This is a genomic window from Paenibacillus sp. TAB_01 (genome assembly GCF_043945595.1).
Lineage (GTDB): Bacteria > Bacillota > Bacilli > Paenibacillales > NBRC-103111 > Paenibacillus_S.
Genome location: NZ_JBIFNP010000001.1, coordinates 3442025 through 3465289, shown reverse-complemented (window position 1 = coordinate 3465289; position 23265 = coordinate 3442025). Strand labels below are relative to the sequence as shown.

23 protein-coding genes and 1 pseudogene are annotated in these 23265 nt (G+C 52.5%); 17 read left to right on the top strand and 7 right to left on the bottom strand.

The window, feature by feature from the left end; all coding sequences use genetic code 11:
* The first annotated feature begins 94 nt into the window (after positions 1-94).
* From ACHHV8_RS16695 to ACHHV8_RS16685, 3 genes and pseudogenes are all read left to right on the top strand, one after another.
* Positions 95-448: a VOC family protein gene (locus ACHHV8_RS16695; protein WP_395159790.1), complete on the top strand. Its 354-nt coding sequence runs from the start codon at positions 95-97 to the stop codon at positions 446-448.
* A gap of 463 nt (positions 449-911) precedes the next feature.
* Positions 912-1298 (top strand): annotated as a pseudogene (locus ACHHV8_RS16690) (CBO0543 family protein); the annotation flags it as partial.
* 136 nt (positions 1299-1434) lie between these two features.
* On the top strand, positions 1435-2187 hold the full coding sequence (locus ACHHV8_RS16685; RefSeq protein WP_395159788.1) for a cupin domain-containing protein: 753 nt from the start codon (positions 1435-1437) through the stop codon (positions 2185-2187).
* Positions 2188-2354: 167 nt separating this feature from the next.
* Here ACHHV8_RS16685 and ACHHV8_RS16680 read toward each other — a convergent pair whose 3' ends face one another.
* Positions 2355-2861 carry an SRPBCC domain-containing protein gene (locus tag ACHHV8_RS16680; RefSeq protein WP_395159786.1) on the bottom strand — a complete coding sequence of 169 codons (507 nt, stop codon included), beginning with the start codon at positions 2859-2861 and terminating at the stop codon, positions 2355-2357.
* 257 nt (positions 2862-3118) lie between these two features.
* On the opposite strand from ACHHV8_RS16680, the gene ACHHV8_RS16675 reads away from it, so the two are divergent.
* The 3 genes from ACHHV8_RS16675 to ACHHV8_RS16665 all read left to right on the top strand — a co-directional run bounded on the left by ACHHV8_RS16675 (position 3119) and on the right by ACHHV8_RS16665 (position 5864).
* The gene (locus ACHHV8_RS16675; RefSeq protein WP_395159784.1) at positions 3119-4051 is read left to right on the top strand and encodes an aldo/keto reductase; all 933 of its coding nucleotides are present in this window, start codon (positions 3119-3121) and stop codon (positions 4049-4051) included.
* Between the two features lie 72 nt (positions 4052-4123).
* Entirely contained in the window at positions 4124-5095 is a 972-nt protein-coding gene (locus tag ACHHV8_RS16670) for an aldo/keto reductase (protein WP_395159782.1), read from the top strand.
* Positions 5096-5360: 265 nt separating this feature from the next.
* Positions 5361-5864: a CBO0543 family protein gene (locus ACHHV8_RS16665; protein WP_395159780.1), complete on the top strand. Its 504-nt coding sequence runs from the start codon at positions 5361-5363 to the stop codon at positions 5862-5864.
* A gap of 26 nt (positions 5865-5890) precedes the next feature.
* Here ACHHV8_RS16665 and ACHHV8_RS16660 read toward each other — a convergent pair whose 3' ends face one another.
* The gene (locus ACHHV8_RS16660) at positions 5891-6802 is read right to left on the bottom strand and encodes an AraC family transcriptional regulator (protein WP_395159778.1); all 912 of its coding nucleotides are present in this window, start codon (positions 6800-6802) and stop codon (positions 5891-5893) included.
* 159 nt (positions 6803-6961) lie between these two features.
* On the opposite strand from ACHHV8_RS16660, the gene ACHHV8_RS16655 reads away from it, so the two are divergent.
* The gene (locus ACHHV8_RS16655) at positions 6962-7735 is read left to right on the top strand and encodes a phytanoyl-CoA dioxygenase family protein (RefSeq protein ID WP_395159776.1); all 774 of its coding nucleotides are present in this window, start codon (positions 6962-6964) and stop codon (positions 7733-7735) included.
* Between the two features lie 59 nt (positions 7736-7794).
* Here the strand turns inward: ACHHV8_RS16655 and ACHHV8_RS16650 are convergent, their stop codons facing one another.
* Genes ACHHV8_RS16650 through ACHHV8_RS16640 form a run of 3 tightly spaced genes read right to left on the bottom strand, consistent with a single transcriptional unit; the run spans position 7795 to position 10363 of the window.
* Complete coding sequence (locus tag ACHHV8_RS16650; RefSeq protein WP_395159774.1) at positions 7795-8577, bottom strand: ABC transporter permease; 783 nt, start codon at positions 8575-8577, stop codon at positions 7795-7797.
* Between the two features lie 4 nt (positions 8578-8581).
* On the bottom strand, positions 8582-9388 hold the full coding sequence (locus tag ACHHV8_RS16645) for an ABC transporter permease (RefSeq protein ID WP_395159772.1): 807 nt from the start codon (positions 9386-9388) through the stop codon (positions 8582-8584).
* A 12-nt stretch (positions 9389-9400) separates the two neighbouring features.
* Positions 9401-10363, bottom strand: a complete 963-nt coding sequence (locus ACHHV8_RS16640) for an ABC transporter ATP-binding protein (RefSeq protein WP_395159770.1) — start codon at positions 10361-10363, stop codon at positions 9401-9403.
* 223 nt (positions 10364-10586) lie between these two features.
* Between ACHHV8_RS16640 and ACHHV8_RS16635 the strand changes: the two genes are divergently transcribed.
* Both ACHHV8_RS16635 and ACHHV8_RS16630 read left to right on the top strand, forming a co-directional pair.
* A complete protein-coding gene (locus tag ACHHV8_RS16635; RefSeq protein ID WP_395159768.1) occupies positions 10587-10925 on the top strand; it encodes an MOSC N-terminal beta barrel domain-containing protein in 339 nt (112 codons plus the stop codon).
* The gene (locus ACHHV8_RS16630; protein WP_395159766.1) at positions 10825-11301 is read left to right on the top strand and encodes an MOSC domain-containing protein; all 477 of its coding nucleotides are present in this window, start codon (positions 10825-10827) and stop codon (positions 11299-11301) included. The genes ACHHV8_RS16635 and ACHHV8_RS16630 overlap by 101 nt, the downstream gene beginning before the upstream one ends.
* A gap of 45 nt (positions 11302-11346) precedes the next feature.
* Here ACHHV8_RS16630 and ACHHV8_RS16625 read toward each other — a convergent pair whose 3' ends face one another.
* Both ACHHV8_RS16625 and ACHHV8_RS16620 read right to left on the bottom strand, forming a co-directional pair.
* Positions 11347-12303 carry a sensor histidine kinase gene (locus tag ACHHV8_RS16625; protein WP_395159764.1) on the bottom strand — a complete coding sequence of 319 codons (957 nt, stop codon included), beginning with the start codon at positions 12301-12303 and terminating at the stop codon, positions 11347-11349.
* A gap of 3 nt (positions 12304-12306) precedes the next feature.
* The gene (locus ACHHV8_RS16620; protein ID WP_395159762.1) at positions 12307-13119 is read right to left on the bottom strand and encodes a cache domain-containing protein; all 813 of its coding nucleotides are present in this window, start codon (positions 13117-13119) and stop codon (positions 12307-12309) included.
* A gap of 181 nt (positions 13120-13300) precedes the next feature.
* On the opposite strand from ACHHV8_RS16620, the gene ACHHV8_RS16615 reads away from it, so the two are divergent.
* The 8 genes from ACHHV8_RS16615 to ACHHV8_RS16580 all read left to right on the top strand — a co-directional run bounded on the left by ACHHV8_RS16615 (position 13301) and on the right by ACHHV8_RS16580 (position 23264).
* Positions 13301-14491 carry a response regulator gene (locus tag ACHHV8_RS16615; protein ID WP_395159760.1) on the top strand — a complete coding sequence of 397 codons (1191 nt, stop codon included), beginning with the start codon at positions 13301-13303 and terminating at the stop codon, positions 14489-14491.
* Entirely contained in the window at positions 14379-14687 is a 309-nt protein-coding gene (locus ACHHV8_RS16610; RefSeq protein ID WP_395159758.1) for a helix-turn-helix transcriptional regulator, read from the top strand. The genes ACHHV8_RS16615 and ACHHV8_RS16610 overlap by 113 nt, the downstream gene beginning before the upstream one ends.
* A 105-nt stretch (positions 14688-14792) precedes the next feature.
* The gene (locus ACHHV8_RS16605; RefSeq protein WP_395159756.1) at positions 14793-16292 is read left to right on the top strand and encodes an ABC transporter substrate-binding protein; all 1500 of its coding nucleotides are present in this window, start codon (positions 14793-14795) and stop codon (positions 16290-16292) included.
* Positions 16293-16332: 40 nt separating this feature from the next.
* Complete coding sequence (locus ACHHV8_RS16600) at positions 16333-17148, top strand: carbohydrate ABC transporter permease (protein WP_395159754.1); 816 nt, start codon at positions 16333-16335, stop codon at positions 17146-17148.
* A 173-nt stretch (positions 17149-17321) separates the two neighbouring features.
* On the top strand, positions 17322-18152 hold the full coding sequence (locus ACHHV8_RS16595) for a carbohydrate ABC transporter permease (protein ID WP_395159752.1): 831 nt from the start codon (positions 17322-17324) through the stop codon (positions 18150-18152).
* 26 nt (positions 18153-18178) lie between these two features.
* A complete protein-coding gene (locus tag ACHHV8_RS16590; protein WP_395159750.1) occupies positions 18179-19657 on the top strand; it encodes a sulfatase family protein in 1479 nt (492 codons plus the stop codon).
* Between the two features lie 599 nt (positions 19658-20256).
* Positions 20257-21930, top strand: coding sequence for a ribonuclease J (locus ACHHV8_RS16585; protein ID WP_395159748.1), 1674 nt, complete (start codon positions 20257-20259; stop codon positions 21928-21930).
* Positions 21931-21995: 65 nt separating this feature from the next.
* On the top strand, positions 21996-23264 hold the full coding sequence (locus ACHHV8_RS16580; protein ID WP_395159746.1) for an erythromycin esterase family protein: 1269 nt from the start codon (positions 21996-21998) through the stop codon (positions 23262-23264).
* Position 23265 lies beyond the last annotated feature (1 nt).

The following is a 23265-nucleotide window of genomic DNA, read 5'->3' as shown; positions in this document are numbered from 1 at the left end:
TCCTGCAAAGAACGGCATGATCCTGCCGGGCGGCTGTTCATCTGAGCGCAGCAGTAAAATAATAGGGGGAGTCCCCCCTCAAAGGAGGCTCATCATGAAAGTCAAACGAATCGTGGCCAATATTGAAACAAATCGTATCCCCGCAGCCAAACAGTTTTATGAGGATATTCTCGGTCTTCAATTAATGATGGATCACGGATGGATTGCGACCTACGGGTCGGTGGAGGAAATGAGTATTCAGATCAGCTTCGCCTCGGAGGGAGGCGGGGGCACCCCTACTCCTGATCTGTCAATTGAAGTGGACAATGTCGACACGGCCTTTGAACGGATGAAGCAGGCGGGTTTTCCTATCGAATATGGGCCTGCGGATGAGCCTTGGGGAGTTCGGCGGTTCTATGTCCGCGATCCGTTCGGGAAGCTCGTCAATATTTTATCTCACGGAGAATAAGCTCCGGCGCAGGGAGGCCGCTGAAAAACTAGCGGAGAGTGCGGAATCGTTCTGTAGAAGCGAATGCGTTCGTTCCAGGGACAACAGCGATCGGAAGAATGTTCCGTACTCGAAGCGATGCTTTTTTCAGCGGCCTCATCGCAGGCGGGAAAATTTTCGGGAAGATGAGATCCTGCCGAACGGCATGAGGAGCGGATCCATACAGTTTCCTGTAATAAGATCTAGAGCAGCCGCAGCTGCCTTATTTTTTATACGGATCTTTTAAAAAGACTTCCTAATGGATATCCCGGTAGAGAGATCCATACGGATTTTTTGTGCCTAGGGACGTTTGAATAAAAGAAAATACTGCTGATCCTGTGAGGTTACCTATGACGAGCTTGAGTTTCATGTGGCTGCATCTGTGGGGCTCTATTCTGGTATTTAATGTTTTGGCTGTCTGCATTCGTAAAAATTAAGCTGGTCAGATATCTACAGCACCACTTTATTTGCCTACATTTTGGAATATACCGTAGATTCGATTCTGAATCTGCACTATCATTTATACGGATATTTTAACGAAGGCTTTGAGTATATCGGTTTGATTCCCATTTTTCTCGTTTACCCGGCGATTTCGATTCTTTATTTGAACCTGTACCCGTTTAATAAGCCGATTCTGCAGCACGTTGTATATATTGCGGGGTGGACGCTATTCTCGATTGTCTATGAGTGGAGTACGGTACAAGCCGGCTGGTTCTACTACGTATCGTGGAAGCTGTGGTATTCCGCATTAATTTCCCCCGTGTTTTTCGTCATCCTGCTGCTTAATTACAAGTTTACCCGCTGGCTTGCGAAGCCGGCCGGGCACAAGTAGCTTCCCGGCGTCTGTCTCAAAAAATGAATAGAGTGGCGGCATGACTGCGGCAATATCTGGTCATTTGTCACGAATCCGCACCCATCGCATATCATGCCTATGTAGAAATCACATAGGAAGCGGAGTGGTAAAAGGAATGGCAACATCGTATATGGACTACACCGGTCCGGATGTTCAATATTTTTTTGACATCAATAAAAACCGGTTGGCCACAAGGAACGCGCACAACTTTATTAACCGGTTGGGGCGGGATAATTTAAATACGCTCGGAGACGTATCGCTGCTTGATATTTATTTGAGCAAAGGGCGCGTTGTAGAGCCTCATTACCACCAAAATGCAGCAGAGCTCGTATACTGCATTGCCGGCTCTGCGGTCGTTTCCCTGATCAATCCGTTCAATAATCAGGTCTCGAACATACCGATTATTCCGGGTCAAGTCGCGAATATCCCGCAGGGCTGGTGGCATTGGGAGGTTGCTTCAGAAGATAATACTCACCTGTTGGCTATCTTCGACGCGCCGTATCCGGAATATATATTCGGCTCCGATATTCTTACGAAAACGCCAATCGAGGTACTTTCCCATACGTACTGCCTGGATCCAGAGCTGCTGAAAAAAACGCTTAAGCCTTTGAATAACGAGACGATTATTATCGGCCCTACCGATGAATGCGTAGCTCAGACCCATCACAAGCATAAACCGCAGCCGAACGTATCCAACGCCAGTATGAATGCCAATCCGAATGTTAACCCGAATGTCAATCCGAACGTCAACCCAAATGCGCGCATGAATACTTACATGACGCCTGCGATGAATCGATATCCGGGGGCTGTGCCGAATTACGCTTACCCGCCGCAGCAGCCATATCCTTATGGAAACCGGCCCCGCTGAGGAGCCTAAAATGAGTAAAAACGAAAAAGCAAGCTGCTCCCCAAAATGAGGCGGCTTGCTTTGCTGTTGCTTTATGCGCTGCAAATAGCTGCAGTAGGTATACGGTGCGATCAGCTGCTGCCGGCATGCGCTGCACGAATAGCTTCTTCGCATCCATGCCGAGCTGCTTAAAGGAGAGACTGCAAATGCTCGGAGAGACGGTCCCAGGTTTCGGTGATCCCTTGCTCCATGCCCATATCCAGTACGGCTTTGAGGGCATCGGCGGATGCATATTCAGCCCGGTTGATCAGCTTCGTTACGCCATCCTGCTCCTCGAAAATCAACGTAATCCGGGATGAAGGCATCCCCGGAGCTTCAGTGCCTTCGGCATCCGAGAAGTAATCGACGTAGACGATCTTCTCCGCTTCAATAATTTCATCATAAATGGCCTTGCCCCACGATTCATAACCGTAAAAGTCGCCCTGCTTCTCATCGACACATTTCATGCAATAATGCCAAGTGCCGCCGGGACGGAAATCAATGTTGCACACAGTCAGCGTCCAACCGCGCGGCCCCCACCAGTGCTTCAGATGCTCCGCTTCTGAAAACGCTTTAAATACGAGCTCGCACGGAGCATGAAATACACGCTCCAATATAAGAACTTCTCCCTCAGCTTTAACCAACATATCCGACATGGTTATTCCTCCCCGATTAAGGTTCATGTACCGGGAAGGCTTCCCGGCTCCTTTTATAATATACCCAACAGGGAATATTCCTGTCAAGGAATATTTAAAGGAAGTGAGCGCTCTTCATCTCACATGGAGACGATTTGAAGCCTCATAATTTACGTTAAGGTAAGTAACGATACTACAAGTCAGTCCTTGTTATACCTGCAGTTAGTATTTATAATGGGGCTGTCAAGAAGAAGACTATGGATAGAGGAGAGGATCGCATGAAATATCGCAGACTCGGAAGCACGGAACTGAAGGTATCCGTCGTTGGTGTAGGCACGTGGCAGTTTGGCGGGGCCTGGGGAAAAGATTTTACACAAGATGAAGTCGATCTTATTCTCGATAAAGCTCATGAATTGGGCATTAACCTGCTTGATACCGCGGAATGCTACGGCCATCACTTGTCTGAAAGCTTTATCGGAAACTATGTGAGCCGCAGAAAAAGCCGGAACGATTGGGTTATCGCGACAAAGTTCGGCCATAATCATGCCGACCGGAACAATCCTTCCAAAAATTATTGGTCGGCCGAAGAAGTGCTGAAGCAGCTTGACGACTCTTTGCTATCCTTAAAGACCGATTATATTGACTTATATCAATTCCATTCAGGCACCGATGAAGACTTTGATAATGATGCGCTGTGGACTGCTTTGGACAAGCAGGTGCAGGCAGGTAAAGTGCGGAATCTGGGCATTTCAATCAGCCGCAACGATAACATTTACCAAACGGATAAAGCGACCCAGGTGAACGCCAAAGCGCTCCAGGTCGTGTATAACCGTCTGGATCAGGCGCCCGAGCAAGAAGTGTTTCCTTCATGCGAGCGCCAGGATCTGGGCGTATTGGCACGCGTACCGTTGGCAAGCGGTTTTCTGAGCGGGAAATACAAGCCGGGCACGGTGTTTCCGTCCAACGATGTCCGCTCGAACCGCGATCAGGAGCAATCTCAAGCGAGACTGCGCGCAGTCGAGGAAATTCGTGCGAACGAAGTTCCGCAGGGCGTGGACATGGCCGAATGGGCGCTGGCCTGGTGCTTGAAGCATTCCGCAGTAACTTGCGTCATTCCAGGCTGCAAAAGTCCTGAACAGGTAGAGTCAAACGCGCGTGCGGCATCGTTTGATTGGGTTAACGACAGCCATCCGCAGGCTTGGAAGGGCTGACGCTTGCGAAGCGAGCGTACGGAAGCGAGCGAATGCTGAAATCCAAATTATCGGAGCGAGAGGGGTGAAGGGATGAACTACAAGGAAATTCCCCGTACGGATCTGCGGGCATCCGTCATCTGCCTGGGCACATCCCATATTGGAAGCGCTATTGGGGATGCGGAGTCGAATGACCTGCTGGATACCTATATCGAGATGGGCGGCAGCTTCATTGATACGGCCGAAGTGTATGCGAACTGGCTTCCGATCGAGCCGAGCAGCAGCGAACGGTTTTTGGGCCAATGGATAAAGTCCCGCGGCAGCCGGAACCGCATTGTACTTGCCACCAAGGGCGGGCATCCCCTTCTGGACAAGCCGGAGCGGCGGAGAATCACGGAAGAGGATATCCGTACCGATCTGGAGGGAAGCCTGCGCAGACTGCAAACGGACTATATCGATATATACTATTTGCACCGGGACGACCCGCGGATACCGGTTGAAACGATAGTGGACCTGTTGGAGGCCCATGTGCGCAAAGGAAATATCCGCTACTACGGCTGCTCGAATTGGAAGCTTGAGCGCATTAAGCAGGCCAATCAATATGCGTCAAGCCGGGGCTATACCGGGTTTGTCGCCGTACAGAACCTGTGGAACCTGGGACAGGTAAATGAAGGCTCGTTGTCGGACCCGACGATGGTCGTATCGGATTCGGAGTTTGTGCAATGGCACGAGCAGGAGCAGATCGCCGCGATTCCTTACAGCTCGCAGGCGAACGGCTATTTCAGCGGCAAATACCGCAGCCTTGATGCCGGCGCTTTACCGGAGGGAAGCGGCGCCGCGCGCGTTTATCACAATGCGGCGAGCATCCAGCGGATGGAACGGGCGGAGCGGCTTGCACGCGAGCACAATGCAACCTCGACCCAGATAGCTCTGGCCTATCTGCTGGCTCATCCGTTCCCGGTATTTCCGATCATCGGCTGCAAGAACAAGGAGCATCTTGCAGACAGCATGCTTGCGGCGGATGTCGCACTGGATTATAAGGAAGCGGCCGCTTTAATTGAATAGCTTCACCGCCGCGGTCTGGTTTCACCGAAGCAAATGCAGCGAAATTCTGCATTTGCTTTTTTTGATTCAAAGCAAGAGAAAAGAAGGTGCAGCTTATTTTCTGCGGATAACCGGAGCGCCGCGAAAAATAACCGGAATAACCTTCGCCTACTTCTCCAATTGGGGGGATGCTATGATTTGCCCGAAAAATCGGATGGGGATTTATAAATTTACCGTCATATGGGAATACAGGTAGAAAACAAACTTTTATTCGATTGGGGCAGCGATGGCTGAAATCATTGGCGTTTCCTCTTGGATCTTGGCGGCCGTACGATGGGGAGATTGGAAGAATTGGCGTGCGTATCATGCCACCATTGTTTATTTTATACTTATCGACGCCCTTTACTACTATGTTACCTATAACCATCGCCTTTGGTCATTGGCCCCGACATGGCCTTTGCGGCATGAGCTTGAAGCCGTTTTTGGCGAATTTATCGTATTTGCCTGCACAGTGCTTATTTATCTCGGCAGGTATCCGGTCAAAGGACTTAGGTATTCGGTTCTCTGGTTTATGCTGTGGATTGGCATTTATACAGCGAATGAGTGGGTCCTGCTGCTGACCGGTACGTTCACCTATCAGCACGGATGGAATTTGTTCGATTCGTTCCTGTTTAATATTGGCATGTTCTTTATGCTGAGGCTGCATATCAAGAAGCCGCTGCTCACGTACGTCGTATCTATTCCGACGGCCTGCTGCTTTCTCTTTATAAATTCCATCCCCATACAGTAAGCTGGCGGCACTTGCTCCTCGCCCGACTAATCTGAATGTAAAGGAGCGGACGCTCTGCGGTAAGCCGCCGGCGACCATCCCGCTTCCCTGCGAAACACCCGGGAAAAATAATGCACGGTGCCGAATCCCAGCCCTTCTGCAATTTCCTTAATAGGCAGCGTGCCTTCCGCTAACAGCTGCGCAGCACGGCGAATTCGCTCCCGGCGGATGTATTCGCCAATTGAAATTTGCAGCTCCCGCCTAAAAATCCGGGAGAGATGCCGTTCCGATACATGTAAATAATCAGCCACATGGCCGATGAACAAAAGCTCGCTCAAATTATCCCGGATGTAGAGCTTCGCCTGCTCCAGGATGGCGTTGCGCGGTTCCGCGGGAACGGCAGCGGTTGGCTGCAGCCGCTCCCCGGCAAATAAGGCGGGGAAGGAAAGCAGCAGGGAATAGGCTGTGCTTTGCAATAAGCCGGGCGAGCGTTCCCAGGCGGTGCCGGAGGCTGCCTGCTGCAGCAGCGCCAGCCATAAGTGCGCGGCCGACGCTCCGGAGGCATGCCGAATCAGGGCCGGGCCCGGCTCCCTCAATAAGCCGAAAGCAGCGGCCGTTTCCTGCGGCTGTGCATCCGGGTCGGGCTGAAAAGCGACAAACAGCAAATAAAGCTCCGTGTCCGAATCGGGTACGATCTGATGATATATCTCCGGCCGGGAACAGAACGCGGTTCCCGGCATGATCCGGTGCCATTCCTCCCGCTCGCGGTACGTTCCGCTTCCCCTTGTGCACAGGCAGACCTCATAAAAGGAATGCTTATGATACTGATTGGCGAGCAGTCCGGGGGAGGCTCCCCAGTATTTGATTTCGAACTTGCCTTGGGGCCCGTTCAAACGCTGCACATAGGCATTAAGCGCCGAAGCGGCGTCCTTCCATTGGGAGACTTCCAGCCCTTCCATTTTCGCTCCTCCGTTCTTGTTCTCATATCATTTCTTTGAAGTTCTGCCGACTGGTCCGAAAAAGACAAATCGATGACGCTTTTCAGCAAAGACGCCTCCGGTTTTCTGCAGCTATAATTATGTTGTAAAAAGCTGCAAAACTCAAGGAGGAATCATCCGATGTTCTCGAAGACAGACGCTGAATTCTACAAAGAAAACGGCTATTTTCATGCCAAGCAGGTATTCACGTCAGACGAAGTTGAAGCTATGCGCGGAGCGGTTGAAGCTATAATTCGAAGAGCGGCTGAGACCAAATACGACAAAAATCATACTTGGGAGGGCGATTACCTGGGGGATGAGGACGTACGGAAGCTGGTGCTCAAAGGCTTCCATGACGTCCACTACCATCATGCGGCTTTTAGTCAGGCGGCGCTGCACCCGAAGATGGCCGAGATTCTTCGCGGGCTCATAGGGCCCAACGTCATGCTGCATCATTCCAAGATGCTGGTCAAGCCGCCGGAGAAGGGGGCCGCGTTCCCGCTGCACCAGGACTATCCATACTTTCCCCATGCCAAGCATACGATGCTGGCTGCCAGCGTCTATTTGGACGACGCCGATGAGGAGAACGGGGCCATCTGCGTCATTCCCGGCTCCCATAAGCTCGGTCCGCTGCCTCATGTCGGCAGATATTATCTCGATCACCGCGAATACCCGATCTCGAAAGCCACTCTCTGTCCGGCCCAAAAGGGAGATGTGCTGTTCTTCAACTATTTGACCATTCACGGCTCCGATGCGAACCGCAGCAGCCGTCCGCGGCGAAATGTGCTGTTCCAGTACCGTGATCCGCTGGATGCGCCGACGGTGAATACTCATTTTGACTGGGGAATGGGGCTGATGGTGACGGGAGAGAATGCGGACTATTTCGAATTCAGGAATCAATTGAATAAGCTGTAAAAACAGCAGCCCCTCCGCGGACTTGACTCGCGCAGGAGGGGCTGCCTTTTTTACAGCTCTTAGGAGCCGGTGGAGCGGTAATGACGCACGCCAATGCTCCAAACGAACAGACACGGCAGCAGGAATAGAAAGGCAGCCAGCGGGATAAGGGCATATAGAGGGTGACTGGCGCCCTCGCGGCCGAGGATGTACAGAAGAGGCAGATAGTTGACGCAGCCGAAGGGGATGACGAAGGTGAAGAAACGGCTTACCCATTTGTGATAAATGCTCAGCGGATACTGCGTCATTTCACGCCCGCCGTCCGTGAAAATATTGGCAATTTCAAGCCCCTGAACCGTCCAGAAGCTGATCGAGGCGGCAAGGATGAAAATGCCTGTGAAAACCGCAGCCCCGCCGGCTATCATCAGCAGAAGCGCGGTAAGCTTGAGCGGCGTCCAATCGATAGGAATCTGGCAGGCGGCCCAGATCAGGACGATCGCACTCAGCAGCAGACGGCCTGCTCGCGCAAATTCGAAGCGGGAGCCGAACACCTGCACGATCGTACTGCGGGGACGGACGAGCAGCCGGTCGAAATCGCCGCTTACGACAAGGCTGGAGAAGACGTCGAAGCCCCTTGCAAAGCATTCGGCTATGGAAAAAGCCATATTCGTGACTCCGAAGCACAACACGACCTCGTAGAACGTCCACCCCTTGACCTGCCCGAAACGGTCGAACATAAAGTACAGTCCTGCAAACACGGTAAACGGCGTCAGACATTGCCCGAGTGTAAGAAACAGAAACGAAAGGCGGTACTGCAATTGCGATTTGAACAGAATGAGCATATACCGGAAATAAAGTCTCATAGCACTACCCTCCCTGAACTACCACGCGTTTGAGCGCTTTGTTCATAGCGAATTTACCGAGAGCAATAAGTGCGGCGAGCCATACGGCCTGAATAGCCAGCCCGGTTACGGCCTCAGTTTTGCCGAGATTGCCTGTAAACACGCGAAACGGAAAATCGGCGGTCCAATGAAACGGGAGCAGATAGACGATTTGCTGCATCCAGCCGGGCATAAGCGGAACAGGAATGACAAGTCCGGCAAGGAATTCGCCGAATACGCTGAACAGCAGCAAGGAGCCGGCAGGGGACATGGTAACAAACACGGAAATGTAAATCAGCATGGACAGAGCGATGATCATGAGCAGTCCGGCGATAAGCACGGCGAGAAAAAGCAGGAATGAGACGAAATCCGGAGGCAGCTGAAGTCCGTAAGGAGCAGGCAGGAAGAAGACGACAATCAGTATCGGGAAGCAGCGCAGCAGTGCGCCGGATAAGCGCTGAGCAAGCAGCTTGGCATACCAGAGTCCGTACAGATCGCTTGGACGGCACAATTCGTAGGCGATGTTGCCGCTGGTTATAAGCTGGAACAGCTCATTGTCCCGGAGCCATAAGACGATCAAGACCAGAAACGCCTGCTTCAGCCAGGTATAGGTAATGACCTGCTGCAGCGTCATGGACGGTTCTTGACTGGCATGAGCGTAGAAGGCTTCGAAGATCATAATAAACATGAAGCCGAAGAAAAATTGGGTGCCGATGCCGGCGAGTGCGGCCGCCCGGTATTGAAGCCCGTTGCTGAGCCGCAGCCGAAATACGGAAAGGTACGCTTTCCTCATAGCTGATACTCCTTATACATTTGGACGATGATATCCTCGATGGGCTGCGTATCGATGGCGACATCCAGCAGCTCGACCTGCGAGGAGAGCTGGTTCAGCGCATCGGACATCCGGATCCTGGTCCGTATCCACGCTGAGTATCGCCCGGTCCGGCGTCCAGGACAGCAGCGATGCGCCGGGAATGACGATAGGGCTGGCGTTCTCGCGGTAGTCGGCCGTAATCGTCCTCCGCGTACCGAATCGGCTGCGCAGCCCCTGGACACTGCCGTCATAGAGGAGCGTGCCTTTGCCGATCAATAAAATCCGGTCGGCCAGCGCTTCGATATCGTTCATGTCGTGGGTAGTCAGGATGACGGTGACCTGCTTCTCTTTGTTGATTGTCTTGATAAAATGGCGGACCGCGATCTTGGATACGGCGTCAAGCCCGATGGTCGGTTCATCCAGGAACAGGATGCTGGGGCTGTGGAGGAGAGAAGCCGCAATTTCACAGCGCATCCGCTGGCCGAGACTCAGCTGCCGAACAGGGGTATGAATGATGCCGCCGAGATCCAAGGCTTCGATAAGCAGAGCGAGAGTATCCTTATACTTTTTAGGGGGGATGTCGTAAATATCCCGGAGCAGATCGAAGGAGTCCATCACCGGCACATCCCACCACAGCTGGGTGCGCTGTCCGAACACGACGCCGATGTTTTTTACATAGCGGACACGATCCAGCCAGGGCGTATAGCCATGAATCGTGCAGGTTCCGCAGTCCGGCACCAGAATGCCGCTCATAATTTTGATTGTCGTCGACTTCCCCGCCCCGTTAGGCCCGATGTACCCGACAATTTCGCCCGGAGCGATGGAGAACGAAATGTTATGAAGCGCTTCCACAACGGTGTACTCTCGATGAAATAACGATTTCATGGCATGCCTCAAGCCTGATGGACGCTTAGCCACCAGGAACGACTTGCTGATCCCATTTACTGTTATCAATGACATGTACCTCCATTTTCTTGTAGAGTGACAGGATTCAAATCCTATCATTAAGCGCGGTAAGTGTCAACCGTCATTTTAATACGGATACTTGGCTTATAGGTATATATATTATCTTTTAGAGGAAAGAAGGGGAGGGATGTAGAAGTTTTAATCCGAAGTATGGTTGTTCACTGCGAGACGCCCGGTCTCGGCTGACGTGGACAAGAGGGAGTGAAGAGCTTTGACAGGATTACTTGGTGAAGTCAGCGATATCTATCGCTATCCCGTGAAATCATTGGCAGGAGAGCGTATGGAAGCCTGCCGGCTTGAACCGTATGGTTTATACGGCGACCGTTTCTGCGCTTTTTATGATGAGACAAAGAAGGGCTGGGGGAGCTATATTACCGCCAGACAGCTGCCTGAGCTGCTTTCCTATAAAGCAAGGCTGAATCAGGGGGAAGTGAACGTTACTGCACCCGATGGGCGCCGGTTTAGCTGGGATGAAGCTTTATTGGCTGAAATTCAAAGGCTCAGCAAACGAGAAGTATCGACGGACCCGACCCAAGGCCCCGAATTTTGAAAGTCCGGAGCTGATGGCCGTAGATGCCGCCAGCGTTCTTATCATTACAGACGCTTCTTTACGGAAGCTTGAAAGGTTGTGGGGCAAACCGCTGGATCTGCGCCGGTTTAGGGCCAATTTGGTCGTATCCCTAGATGAGACGGCATGGAATGAAACTGATTGGACAGACCGATGTTTATCGGTAGGGAGCGCTGTGTTGAAAATTGACACGATATGTGAGCGTTGCTCGATGATTACTATCGATCCCGATACCATAGAGCGAGATCCTTCGCTGTTAAAGATCGTAAATCAGGAGCTCGCATTACAATTCGGATGGTATGCTTCGGTTATACAGCCGGGCGAAGTCCGGACGGGGGATAAACTCTATTTCGTCTAACTTGATTAAAGTTGACAAGGCAACGAAACTCGCATCATCCCTTGCTTAAGAATCGCTCAGATAGGGCAGACGGACTTCCACCACAGTCCCCTGTCCTTCTTGTTCATTCCGGCCGATCTTCATGGCAAACCGCTCGCCGTAAGCCAGCGCATACCTGCGGTATACGTTCAGAATGCCTGTATGCTGACGGAAATAAGGATCTGCCTGCCGGCCGTCGCCTGCCGTAAGCTCACTAAGCCGCTGCAGCACATCGTCCGGAATGCCACGGCCGTTATCCGTTACGGTGAATACCCACTGATCCGCATCCCTTCGAACGGCTATGACGAGACGGAAATCGTCTCTTTCTTCGAGCGGACTCCAGCCGTATTTGAGCGAGTTTTCCACGAACGGCTGAATGCTCAGCTTCATCACCGATATATCGAGCAGCTCCGGGGCAATGTCGAACTCGGCCAGCGCCCGCTCTCCGTAACGGTAGGAGTGGATATGCAGAAAATCACGGGTGTATTTGATTTCCTCAGCAAGACGGGCATGGCCCCGGTCTTGGCGCACATTATAGCGCATCATCCGGGAAACGCACTGCAGCATATCGCTGACCGCCTCCCCGTGATTATGAAGGGAGTAGGATTCAATCGTTTCCAGCGTATTGAACAAAAAATGCGGGTTGATCTGAGCCTGCAGCTGCAGAAGCTCTTTTTCCTTCTCGCTCAGCTTCGTTTGAATGACTTCCTGCCTCAAAATGTCCAGGTCCTCCAGCATCCTGTTGTAGGTTTTAATCAAGAACCCGATCTCATCCTGAACCTCATGCTCAATGCGTACCGAGGTGCCCCGCCCGAGCATTTGCATCCCCGTTTTCAGCCGGTAAAGCGGTCTCAAGACGACCCCCATGAAAGGAAAGGCAATCAGCAGGGCGATCAGAAAGCTGATGGCTGCGACAATGTAGGTTAAGGTCTGAGCCTGCTGGATCCCCCGGCTGACTTCATCCAGATGTGCGACACCGACCAAGGTTCAGTTTCCGAGCGGAATCGGACTGTACATGATTTGGTATTTCGTTCCCTCCAGGCTCATCAGAAACTGGCCGGAAGGCTGCGAATGAAGCTTTAACTTCTCGCGCAATTCGCCCAGCAGTGCGGAAGGCTCGCCGAAATTGACCAGCTCCCCCGAATCCCGATTAAACAGCAGCATTTGGCCGTGATGCCCGAGCTTGGTATGATCCATCAGCTTTTGCAGCCATTGCGCGTCGATCTCGATCAGGAGCCAGCCGCCGATGGTTTGCTTGTTCAGGTTAATCACCGGCTTCACGAACGTAACGACCTGCGGCTCGGCGGAAGGATAGAGGACGTAGTTCATGGGATGGGGCGCGAGAAGTCCTTCCTTCTCCATGCCAAAAACCTTGCTGAGGACAGGGTCCTGCTGAAACGGATATTCGAATTGAATATGAACCTTGAGCGATTCGGAATACACCTTGCCCAGGTTATCCAGGTACACGACGCTAAGAATTTCTTTCTTCGATTGAATCAGCAGCTGCAGCAGCGGCCGGAAGCCGATCGAATAATTGGCTTGCTCGGGCACGCGGTCTTTGGGAACCGTAAGAAACTTCTGAAACTCCGAATTAATGACGACCGGATTGAGCGTCTCATTGATGCCGATCAAGTAATTATTGATTTCGCTGGACATATATTCAATTAATTGGGCCGATATGGTAGCCGTATAGTCCGTACTGGAACGGACGATTAAATATTGGGAGATGAAGCTCACCGTCAGCGTGGGCACGAGGGAGAGCAGAATCAGCAGCACAAACAGCTTGCTTCTGAGCGACATGGCGCGAAATTTGCCGGTCCATCACTGTAAAGCCTTTAACCAATCGAGGCACCCCCTTTGTATAATAGGCTGAAAGATTCATCTCGCCATCCGGGTCGATATTGTGGTTAACTAAAGCTAAGCTCGTACGACGTTGAATTCGATATTATGTAACCGATTTCCTTGCGGGAGGCTGAGCAGATTGAAAATTTGTGTGATTGACGATGAATTTGCGGTGAGGTCGGGCGTTATTTTTAAATTAAACAGCTTGAATAAGCCGGTCGAGGTGTTCGATGCGGGCTATGGTGCTTCTGCCTTGGACAAGGTAAGGAAGATTCGGCCCGATATCGTAATAACGGACATCATGATGCCCGGTCTGGACGGCCTTGAAATGCTAAGAATTCTGAAAGAGGAGCTGCCCACGGCACGTGTATTTCTTCTGACCGGCTACAGTGAATTTGAATATGCCCGCAAAGCGATCCAGCTTGGAGCCTCGGGCTATTTGCTGAAGCCGGCTGTGGTAGAAGAGCTGCTGCAGCTCGTTGAGGGTGTTGAGCAGGAGGGGGCGGGCAAGCTGGAGTCCGATTTCCGGCGATACCATGCCCTGCTGAAGGAGCGGCATCTCTACATGGAGCCGGAGGAGCTGCGGCTGCCCTCCGTTTGGTACGACGAGGCGCTGCCGAAACGGATTCTTCTTGCGCTTGATCCTAAGGAGGTGCTGCCGGAGTATGGGCAAGCGGTTGTCACTTTCCGGTTGAAAAGACATATTTACGGTGCGGTCGTGCGAGCCGATTGGTCCGAGAAGGACTGCTTTTCCAGGGGAGATGAGTTCGTTGCCGCACTCCTGCAGGCAGCGGACAGCTGGGAGTCGGACCGCTTCTTCAGCGGCTCCGGCAGCGCGGGCCGCAGAGGCGGCGAGTCCCAGCTGAGGCGTTCGGCTGTCATGCGGCAGGCTATTCTGCAAGCGGTAAAAGATCTCCAGGCAGCCGTTGTGGAATCGCAGCTGTATGAGTTTCTGGACCATATCGGACAGCTGGAGCTGAAGCAGCTGCGCAAGGAATGCGCCTATTTAATGGCGACCCTCGATGAAACAATGACGGCCAAGCATGATATCAACATCGTTGAGGAGGACAAGCTTGCTTATTGGACATCCTGGGTTGCCCAGCACGCGAGCTGGGAGGAGCTTAAGCGCAGCGTACATAAATTCGTAGGCGGAGAGGACCCGGGCGCTGGCCGAGCTGGAGTCCGCCCATCAGCCGACCGTACTGGTGGAGAAAGCGATGCAGCTTGTAAGCAAATACAAAGGCGCGAATATCAACCTGGAGTCGGTTGCAGCGGCTTTGTGCGTTCATGCCGTTACGTTAAGCCGGATCTTCAAGCAGCAGACGGGTGAAAATTTTATCCGCTATGCGGTCCGCCAAAAAATGAAGCAGGCCGAACGCCTCCTCAGGGAGAGCGATAAGAAGATCGGTGAAATTGCCGAGGAGGCCGGGTATGCCGATTTTCGTTATTTTAGCCATTTGTTTAAACAGGCGTACGGGATGAGCCCGTCGGAATACCGCAAACGCCAGCAAGGTTCTTTGGATTAAAAAGTTCCTACCTGCTGTTAATTTATTCGCATGTTTTCCCCGAAGGGCATTGTTTATACTTGGCATGTAAGCAAATAAATACATCTCATCAAGGGGGAATACGGAATGAAGAAAGCGTTTTCTATAGGCATGCTGTCCGTGCTTGCTATCGGTTCCATCTTATCCGGCTGCAGCGGGTCGCAAGACGCACAGCAAAAGGAAGGATCCGATTCATCCGGTGATAAGAAGCCGGTAACCATCACCTTTTGGCACCGTTGGCCGGAATCGCAGCCTGTGTTTGAGAAGGCGGTCAAAGAGTTTGAAGCGAAATATCCGAATATTAAAGTAGAAATACCTTCCATTGCATCGGCACAGTATGCGGCGCAGCTGCAGGCGGCCGTGGCGAGCAACGATTTGCCCGATATTTTCTCCAATCAAAGCGCAGTACCGACAGATCAATTGTATCAATTAGGCTTGATTCACGATCTGGATGATTTGTTTCCGCAGAAAAAGAAGGATGAATTTTACGAGGGCACCTGGACGGAAGGCTTTACTACGATGGACGGCAAAGTGTATGCGATGCCCCATTTTACCCCACGGCGCTTTGCCCATGTGATGTATTACAACCTGGACGTTCTCAAAAAAGCGGGATTAACGGAGAAGGATGTTCCGAAATCATGGGACGAACTGATTGCCGTGGGCAAAAAGATCAGGGAGAAGAGCAGCGACGTCTATCCGCTTATTCTGGGCGTCAAGACCGATTGGCTCATGGGCGGCTTTATTGGCCAGATGGCTTCGGCCATCACTCCGGACATTCTGCCGAATGACGGCGCTTACGCGGGCTTTAATTATAAAAAAGGCGAATACGAGCATAATTCCGCCGGGATCGTTCAAACGATGAAATTCATTAAACAGCTGCAGGACGACAAGCTGCTTCATCCGAACAGTCTGGTCATCGATTACCGTGAAGCCTCCGCATTATTCGCGGGCGGGAAGGCGGCCTTTGTCATTGACGGGACGTTCCTGACCTCGGAGCTGCAGCAAAATAACAAGTTCAGCAATTTCGGAGTCGCACCGCTGCCGACCAAAGACGGAAAACCGCAGTATTACGCATTCCAGGGGGAAACGAAGGCATCGGTTCACGTCAGCAAAAATACGAAGCATTATGAAGAGGTCAAGCTGTTCCTGCAATTTTACATGGACCGGATTTACCAGCTGGAGCTGGAAATGGGCGTAGAAGGCTCGCCGATTATCGCTCAGAACCAGAATACGAAGGTGGACAATCCGCAGTTCGTGCAGGCGCAAAAAATTCATGACCAAACGTTCGTCTTGTCGCCGCATCAATATGTCCGGAACTTGGCTGCGATCAAGGTGAACACCGAGCTGAACGGCAAGAAGCCGAAAGAAAATCTCGGCAAAATTCTTGAAGGCTACATGGCAGGCCAGATTAAAGATCTGGAAGGAACGCTCGACAAGCTGAGCGCGGATTATAACACGGCACTGCAGGACTCGATCAAAAAAGTATCCGGCGGCGGGGCCAAGGTAAGCCTGAAGGATTTCACTTTCCCGAACTGGACGCCGTTCGAGCCTTATACCAAAAACAAATACGACGAGCTCGGAAAGTAATGGATTTCCTCATTTCGAAAGCGCAAAGGAGTTGGATGCAATGAGCGCGCAAACTTCCGTAGTCGCAGGGCAGAAGGCGCCTGCCGCATTTGTCAGAAGAGAGCGAATCCGCTACCGCTGGGCTTACCTGTTTATACTGCCTCAGCTGCTGTTCTTCATCATATTCACCATGTACCCGATCCTTATGAGCTACGTGTATGCCTTCTACGACTGGAGCGGTTTCGGCCCGCTCTCCAATTTCGTCGGCTTCGACAACCTGATCAAGATTTTGCACGACGAGCAGTTCTGGAATGCGTTTCGCAACAGCCTGCTTTATATGGCGGCGAAAACCGTCATCCTGATGCCGGCGACTTTAATTATGGCGCTGATTCTGAATCAGGCGTTTTTTAAAGGCAAAGTATTTTACAGGACGGTCTATTTCCTTCCGGTGGTGACCACGACGTCCATTGTCGGGATTATTATGAAGTTTATATTCGGCAACGACCAGGGACTCGTCAATGAGCTGCTGATGGCGCTCGGCATTCTGTCGGAGCCGGTTCCTTGGCTGGGGCAGGCGGGTACGGCGATGCTGGTGCTTATCTTCGTAGGCTCCTGGAAATTTTTCGGCATGATGATGGTATACTGGCTGGCCGGGCTGCAATCGCTTCCGGGCGATGTATACGAAGCGGCCAAGGTGGACGGGGCCAGCTACTGGCAAACGATGCGCAGCATTACGCTCCCTTTGCTGATGCCGGTCGCCGCCGTCATTCTTCTGCTGACCGTTGTCAACAGTATGCATGTGTTCGACCTCGTTAAAACATTGACCAACGGAATGACCGTTCTTTGCGACGGAAACCGTCGATCTGTACATTTATAACTACGCCTTCAGCACGAGCGGCTTCCCGCAAATCGGCTACGCCTCCGCTGCCGGGATCGTCTTCGGCTTAACGGTCTTTCTGATTACGCTTGTGCTCGGCTGGCTGGCCAAGCTGTCCAAGGACGGCAAGGACGCCCGGCATACCCAGAGCGCCAAAGGAGGTCTATAAACCGATGAGCCGACAACGCACGCTTAACGGCGTTCTGCATGTTCTGCTGATTGTACTGGGGATTGTATGGATTTATCCGTTCGTCTGGATGATCTTCTCCTCGCTCAAAACGAATACGGAGTATATTAATGCGGGGTTCAAGCTGCTGCCGGAGGCGGCGCAGTGGGAGAACTACGCTAGAGCTTGGAAGGTTGGGCACTTCTCCACCTATTTCGCCAATTCGGTCATTATTACTTGCACCACGGTCGTTATCGTCATTGTTATGTGCGCGCTGACAGGCTATGCGCTGGGGAGAGTTAATTTTCCCGGACGCAAGCTGTTCGTCGTCGCCATTACGGCAACGATGTTCATTCCGAAAGGATATACGATTATTCCGATTTATCAAATCATCAAGAGCCTCGGCTTGCTGAATACGCTTCCGGGCATCATCCTGGCCGAATCGTCGGGGGCGCATGTGCTGTTCATCTTGCTGTACATGACGTATTTCCACAATCTCCCCAAAGAGCTGGAGGAGGCATCAGAAATGGACGGCTGCGGTTTTCTCCGCACTTTCGTGCAGGTGATGCTGCCGCTCTCCAAGCCGATTATCGCCACCACGACGATTATGCAGTTCATCTGGACCTGGAACTCGTTCTTCGTACCGCTCATCTTCAGCATCAACAAGCCGGAGCTTCGCACGCTGGCGGTCGGCATGTATTCGTTCGTCGGTGAGCATACCGTCGACTGGTCGGGTATGGCTGCGGGGGCGTCCATCTCGCTTATTCCGGTCATTATCGTGTTTATTGTTTTTCAGCGTTTCTTCATTGAAGGCATTTCCGGTTCCGTCAAAGGATAATTTGAATTGAGGGGGTATACTGCAAAATGGCTAAACAACCGCACATTATTATTTTCAATCCGGACCAATGGCGCAGCGACGTCATGGGGCATATGGGCAATCCGGCTGCCGTCACGCCTTACCTGGACAGGATGACACAGACGGACGGGGTCTCGTTCCGCAACGCTTTTTGCCAAAATACGGTATGCACGCCGAGCCGATGCTCGTTTATGAGCGGATGGTATCCGCATGTGCGGGGTCACCGTACCATGTACCATATGATGCGGCCGGAGGAGCCTGTGCTGCTCAAGACGTTGAAGGATGCCGGTTATTTCGTCTGGTGGGGCGGCAAAAACGATCTCATTCCCGCGGAGAACGGCTACGAAGCTTACTGCGATGTGAAATACAAGCCGCCCGTACAGCCGCGAAGGGAAACGAATTTGCATGCGCATGACGTATGGCGGGGCGAGCCGGACGGCGACAATTATTTCTCCTTCTATGCAGGCAAGCTGGAGAAGGCGGAGGATGAGGAGACCTACTACGATGGGGACTGGGCGAATGTGCTCGGGGCTATCGATCTGATCCGTAACGCTCCCGCCGACAAGCCTCTCTGCATTTATCTGCCCCTGCTGTATCCGCATCCGCCGTACGGCGTAGAGGAGCCTTACTTCAGTATGATCGACCGGAGCAAGCTGCCACCGCGCATACCGGCTCCTGCTGACTGGAAGGGAAAACCGAGCCTGCTGCGGGGCATTCATGAGAAGCAGCATCTGCAAGAATGGAGCGAGGAGCGGTGGGATGAGCTGCGTGCGACGTATTACGGCATGTGCGCCCGTGTCGATAAGCAGTTCGGCATGATTCTGGACGCCCTCCGCGAGACGGGCATGTACGATGATACGGCGGTCTTCTTCTTCTCCGACCACGGCGATTTCACCGGCGATTATGGGTTGGTTGAGAAGACGCAGAATACGTTCGAGGACTGCTTATCGCGCGTTCCGTTCGTGATCAAGCCTCCGAAGCACGTTCCGGTCCAACCGCGAATCAGCGATGCGATGGTGGAGCTGGTCGATTTCTCCGCTACGGTGGAGGCGCTGCTTGGAATGAAGCCGGAGCACAGCCATTTCGGCAAATCGCTCCTGCCGGTGCTGGCCGGGGAGACGGAGGAGCACCGCGACGCCGTCTTCTGCGAGGGAGGCAGACTTCACGGCGAAGAGCATTGTATGGAGCGGGAAAGCACGTCGGTCGGCAGCGCCTCCGGTTTGTATTGGCCCCGTATTCAATGGCAGCTGCAGGAGGGGCCTGAGCATACGAAAGCGGTCATGTGCCGAACCAAACAATATAAATATGTACGGCGGTTTTATGAGCAGGATGAGCTGTACGATATGGTGAACGATCCGGGCGAAACGGTGAACCGTATCGACGATCCGGCTCTATCGGGTGTGCTGGCCGAGTTAAAGGACCGGCTGCTGACGTTCTACCAGGAAACCTGCGATGTAGTGCCGCATCAGCCGAACAAGCGTATGTAAGGTCAGAGATGCGAAACGGAGCTTGCAGGCAGGTTTTCCGGAAGATGCGGCCTGAAAAGCCGATCATAGCCAGCACCGGCAAGCGACAGGTCAACGGGATGGCATGAGATGACAGGGACATCATTGCGTTGGATCGACAAATCAGCAAGTGCATGGGTTGACCAGAAGAGCATCCAGAGGGAGCGGCCAATGAACAGCAATTGCACCGGCTGGCCGGGATATCATCCAATCGGAGCAGCTAATGAACAGCAATTGCATGGATGAGCAGTATATATTCAGTCTGCGGGCAGGGTTGGGAAGGCGGTAATCGTCTCCCGATCCTGCTTTCTTTTTATGGATACATAGATAGATAGGTTCATTATGCCCAAAGGCCCCCAAAACATGCAGTTCTCTGAACGCAGCCTTCAATTCATTACCAAGCATACCGCTGCATCTCTTGGATGAATCTATACATTAATTGTACCGTGAGTGACCGGTTTGGATGTCGCATGACTGCTATTGCTTTCTGTGGATTGTTTGCCGTTCAACCGGAGAAGGCGGGCTGCTGCGGTAATGTCATGTCATATGCATCAGGTAATGTGACAAAGGAGGGGTTAGATATGAGCCACACAGAAAATAAGCTATCCATTTTCGCTTTAGGCGGTGTCAACGAAATTGGGAAAAATATGTATGTTATTCAATATGCCGATGATATCGTGGTCGTCGACTGCGGCTCGAAGTTTCCCGATGAAAGCTTGCTCGGAATTGATTTGATCATCCCCGATATCACCTATTTGCTTGAGAACAGCCATAAAATCCGGGCGATGATCGTTACCCACGGACATGAGGATCACATCGGCGGGATCCCGTATGTTTTAAAGCAGTGCAGGATGCCTATTTATGCAACCCGCCTTACGATAGGCTTGATTGAGGTGAAGCTGAAGGAAGCGGGGCTGTTGGGCAGCGTGGAGCTCAAGCAGATTACATCCGATTCCCGGGTTGAGCTGGGGACGATGTCGGCGACTTTTTTCAAAACGAATCACAGTATTCCGGACTGTCTCGGCGTCGCTTTTCATACTCCGGAAGGGACGGTCGTTCATACCGGCGATTTTAAATTCGATCTCACTCCCGCAAACGATCAATACCCGGACATTCACCGGATGTCGGACATTGGCAAAGCAGGGGTGCTGGCACTGCTCTCAGAGAGCACAAACGCCGAACGGCCGGGATTTACGCCTTCGGAGCGCGTCGTAGGGGAGCATATCGAGGAAGCGTTCAGCAAGGCGCGCCAGAAAGTAATCATTTCGACCTTTGCTTCGAACGTCAACCGGCTTCAACAGGTGATCGACGCCGCTATGGCGACGGAACGCAAGCTTGTGCTGCTGGGCCGCAGTATGATCAATGTGGTGAAAATTGCCGGAGAGCTCGGCTATTTGCAAATCCCGGACGGGATGCTGGCGGAGCTGGACGAAGTCAAGCACTTGGCGCCTGAGCGGCTGGCGATCTTGTGTACCGGCAGCCAGGGAGAGCCGTTGTCGGCGTTATCCCGTTTAGCCAGCTCGATCCATCGGCAGGTCAAAATTTTACCGGGGGACACGGTTATTTTATCGGCAACGCCGATTCCCGGAAATGAACGGAACGTAGCCCGAATCGTGGATAACCTGTACCGGCTCGGCGCGAAGGTTATATATGGGTCAGGCTCTGTGACGGGGATGCATGTATCCGGACATGCGAGCCAAGAGGAGCTCAAATTAATGCTTACGCTGATGAAGCCCAAATACTTCATTCCGATCCACGGCGAGTACCGCATGCTGTACCAGCACGGTTCATTGGCCGAATCCGTTGGCGTCGATCCGTCCAACATCATTCTGATCGGCAACGGCGACGTTGTAGATATTTACAAGCAGCAGGCTAAGAAAACGCGGAAAGTCCCCGCGGGCAATACGTTTGTCGACGGATGGGGCATCGGCGATGTCGGCAACATCGTACTCCGCGACCGGAAGCATTTATCCGAAGACGGGATTCTGGTCATTGTGGTAACGCTGAGCAGAACGGAGGGGGCCATTATTTCGGGGCCGGATATTATTACCCGCGGTTTTGTGTATGTACGGGAATCCGAAGCTCTTCTGGAGAAGGCTGGCCAGCTCGTAACGCAAACCATCAACCAAATTCAGGCGGAAAATATCAATCAATGGAGCGCGATTAAAGTCCGTGTAAAAGACGTGCTGGGGCGTTTCCTGTATGAGAGCACGGGAAGAAAACCGGTAATCCTTCCGATTATTATGGAAATTTGAAATTTAATCCATTATGGACATTTCATTCACCATGAAAATTTAATTCACTAGGGGCAGAGGTCAAAATGAGCAGTGAAATGGTACAAGCCATACGTAAAATGGCATTTCCTTTCCATAAGAAGGAAACGAAAGACCGGCTTATTGAAAAAATGGAGGGGAAGGCCTATGTTCTGCTGGGCGAATCATCCCACGGCACCTCGGAATTTTATACCATACGCGCCGAGCTGTCCCAACGGCTGATCCAGGAACAAGGCTTCCGGTTTATAGCAGTGGAAGGCGACTGGCCTTCCTGCTATGCGCTAAACCGTTATGTCAAAGGCTGCGCCGGTGCGGCGTCCAGCGCCAGGGAAGCGTTGAAGGATTTCGACCGGTGGCCGAGCTGGATGTGGGCGAACGAGGAAATTCTGGCTTTTGCAGAGTGGCTTCGCGAGTATAATACCGGCAAGCCGCCGGAGGCGAAGGCGGGCTTTTACGGGATGGATGTATACAGCTTATGGGAATCGATGAGTGATATTTTAGCTTATCTCAGCAAGAAGAACGGGGCTGACTTGCAGGCGGCTAAAAAAGCTTTTGAATGCTTCGAGCCTCATGACCGCAATGAGCAGGCATACGGCATTTCCGCTTCATTGTACGGTGAAGGCTGCGAGAATGAGGTTATCGCGCTGCTCAGCCGGCTGCGGGATCAGTGGAAGGATGCCGGCCCTGCGGCCGACGAGCGTGAGGATGCGTTCAGTGCGGAGCTGAACGCCATGGCGGTAAAGGGAGCGGAGGCCTACTACCGGACGATGATCCGCCATGACGCGGAATCCTGGAATGTGCGCGACCGGCATATGGCCGATGTGCTGGAGAAGCTTACGGCCTTTCACGGCGAGGGTGCCCGCGGAATCGTATGGGCCCACAATACACATGTCGGTGACGCCCGGTATACGGATATGGTGGAGGACGGAATGATGAACATCGGCCAGCTGCTCCGCGAGAAGCTTGGAGAGAAAGTGTATGCCGTCGGCTTTGGTACCTATCAAGGCAGCGTGATTGCGGGAAAAGAATGGGGAGCTCCGCAGAAGATCAAGCAGGCGCCTGCGGCGATGCCGGGCAGCTGGGAGGATCTGCTGCATCAGGCGGGTGCGGAGGATAAGCTGCTGCTGTTCGATAAGGAGGCATCGATTTTGGATGAGGCGTCATTAGGTCACAGGGCCATCGGGGTGGTCTATCATCCTGCGTGGGAAAGAGGCAATTACGTCCCGACCACGTTGACCAAGCGGTACGATGCGTTTATTTATATTGACCGAACTGAAGCCTTGCATCCGCTGAAACAGGAACGTGTGTTTGTGTGAA

Coding starts and splice junctions, on each gene's coding strand:
- ACHHV8_RS16645 (WP_395159772.1), bottom strand. CDS start 9,388: ATGAGGAAAGCGTACCTTTCCGTATTTCGGCTGCGGCTCAGCAACGGG.
- ACHHV8_RS16605 (WP_395159756.1), top strand. CDS start 14,793: ATGAAGAAAGCGTTTTCTATAGGCATGCTGTCCGTGCTTGCTATCGGT.
- ACHHV8_RS16665 (WP_395159780.1), top strand. CDS start 5,361: ATGGCTGAAATCATTGGCGTTTCCTCTTGGATCTTGGCGGCCGTACGA.
- ACHHV8_RS16600 (WP_395159754.1), top strand. CDS start 16,333: ATGAGCGCGCAAACTTCCGTAGTCGCAGGGCAGAAGGCGCCTGCCGCA.
- ACHHV8_RS16675 (WP_395159784.1), top strand. CDS start 3,119: ATGAAATATCGCAGACTCGGAAGCACGGAACTGAAGGTATCCGTCGTT.
- ACHHV8_RS16655 (WP_395159776.1), top strand. CDS start 6,962: ATGTTCTCGAAGACAGACGCTGAATTCTACAAAGAAAACGGCTATTTT.
- ACHHV8_RS16685 (WP_395159788.1), top strand. CDS start 1,435: ATGGCAACATCGTATATGGACTACACCGGTCCGGATGTTCAATATTTT.
- ACHHV8_RS16695 (WP_395159790.1), top strand. CDS start 95: ATGAAAGTCAAACGAATCGTGGCCAATATTGAAACAAATCGTATCCCC.
- ACHHV8_RS16580 (WP_395159746.1), top strand. CDS start 21,996: ATGAGCAGTGAAATGGTACAAGCCATACGTAAAATGGCATTTCCTTTC.
- ACHHV8_RS16620 (WP_395159762.1), bottom strand. CDS start 13,119: ATGTCGCTCAGAAGCAAGCTGTTTGTGCTGCTGATTCTGCTCTCCCTC.
- ACHHV8_RS16650 (WP_395159774.1), bottom strand. CDS start 8,577: ATGAGACTTTATTTCCGGTATATGCTCATTCTGTTCAAATCGCAATTG.
- ACHHV8_RS16585 (WP_395159748.1), top strand. CDS start 20,257: ATGAGCCACACAGAAAATAAGCTATCCATTTTCGCTTTAGGCGGTGTC.
- ACHHV8_RS16590 (WP_395159750.1), top strand. CDS start 18,179: ATGGCTAAACAACCGCACATTATTATTTTCAATCCGGACCAATGGCGC.
- ACHHV8_RS16610 (WP_395159758.1), top strand. CDS start 14,379: ATGCAGCTTGTAAGCAAATACAAAGGCGCGAATATCAACCTGGAGTCG.
- ACHHV8_RS16595 (WP_395159752.1), top strand. CDS start 17,322: ATGAGCCGACAACGCACGCTTAACGGCGTTCTGCATGTTCTGCTGATT.
- ACHHV8_RS16660 (WP_395159778.1), bottom strand. CDS start 6,802: ATGGAAGGGCTGGAAGTCTCCCAATGGAAGGACGCCGCTTCGGCGCTT.
- ACHHV8_RS16630 (WP_395159766.1), top strand. CDS start 10,825: ATGGGCGCCGGTTTAGCTGGGATGAAGCTTTATTGGCTGAAATTCAAA.
- ACHHV8_RS16680 (WP_395159786.1), bottom strand. CDS start 2,861: ATGTCGGATATGTTGGTTAAAGCTGAGGGAGAAGTTCTTATATTGGAG.
- ACHHV8_RS16670 (WP_395159782.1), top strand. CDS start 4,124: ATGAACTACAAGGAAATTCCCCGTACGGATCTGCGGGCATCCGTCATC.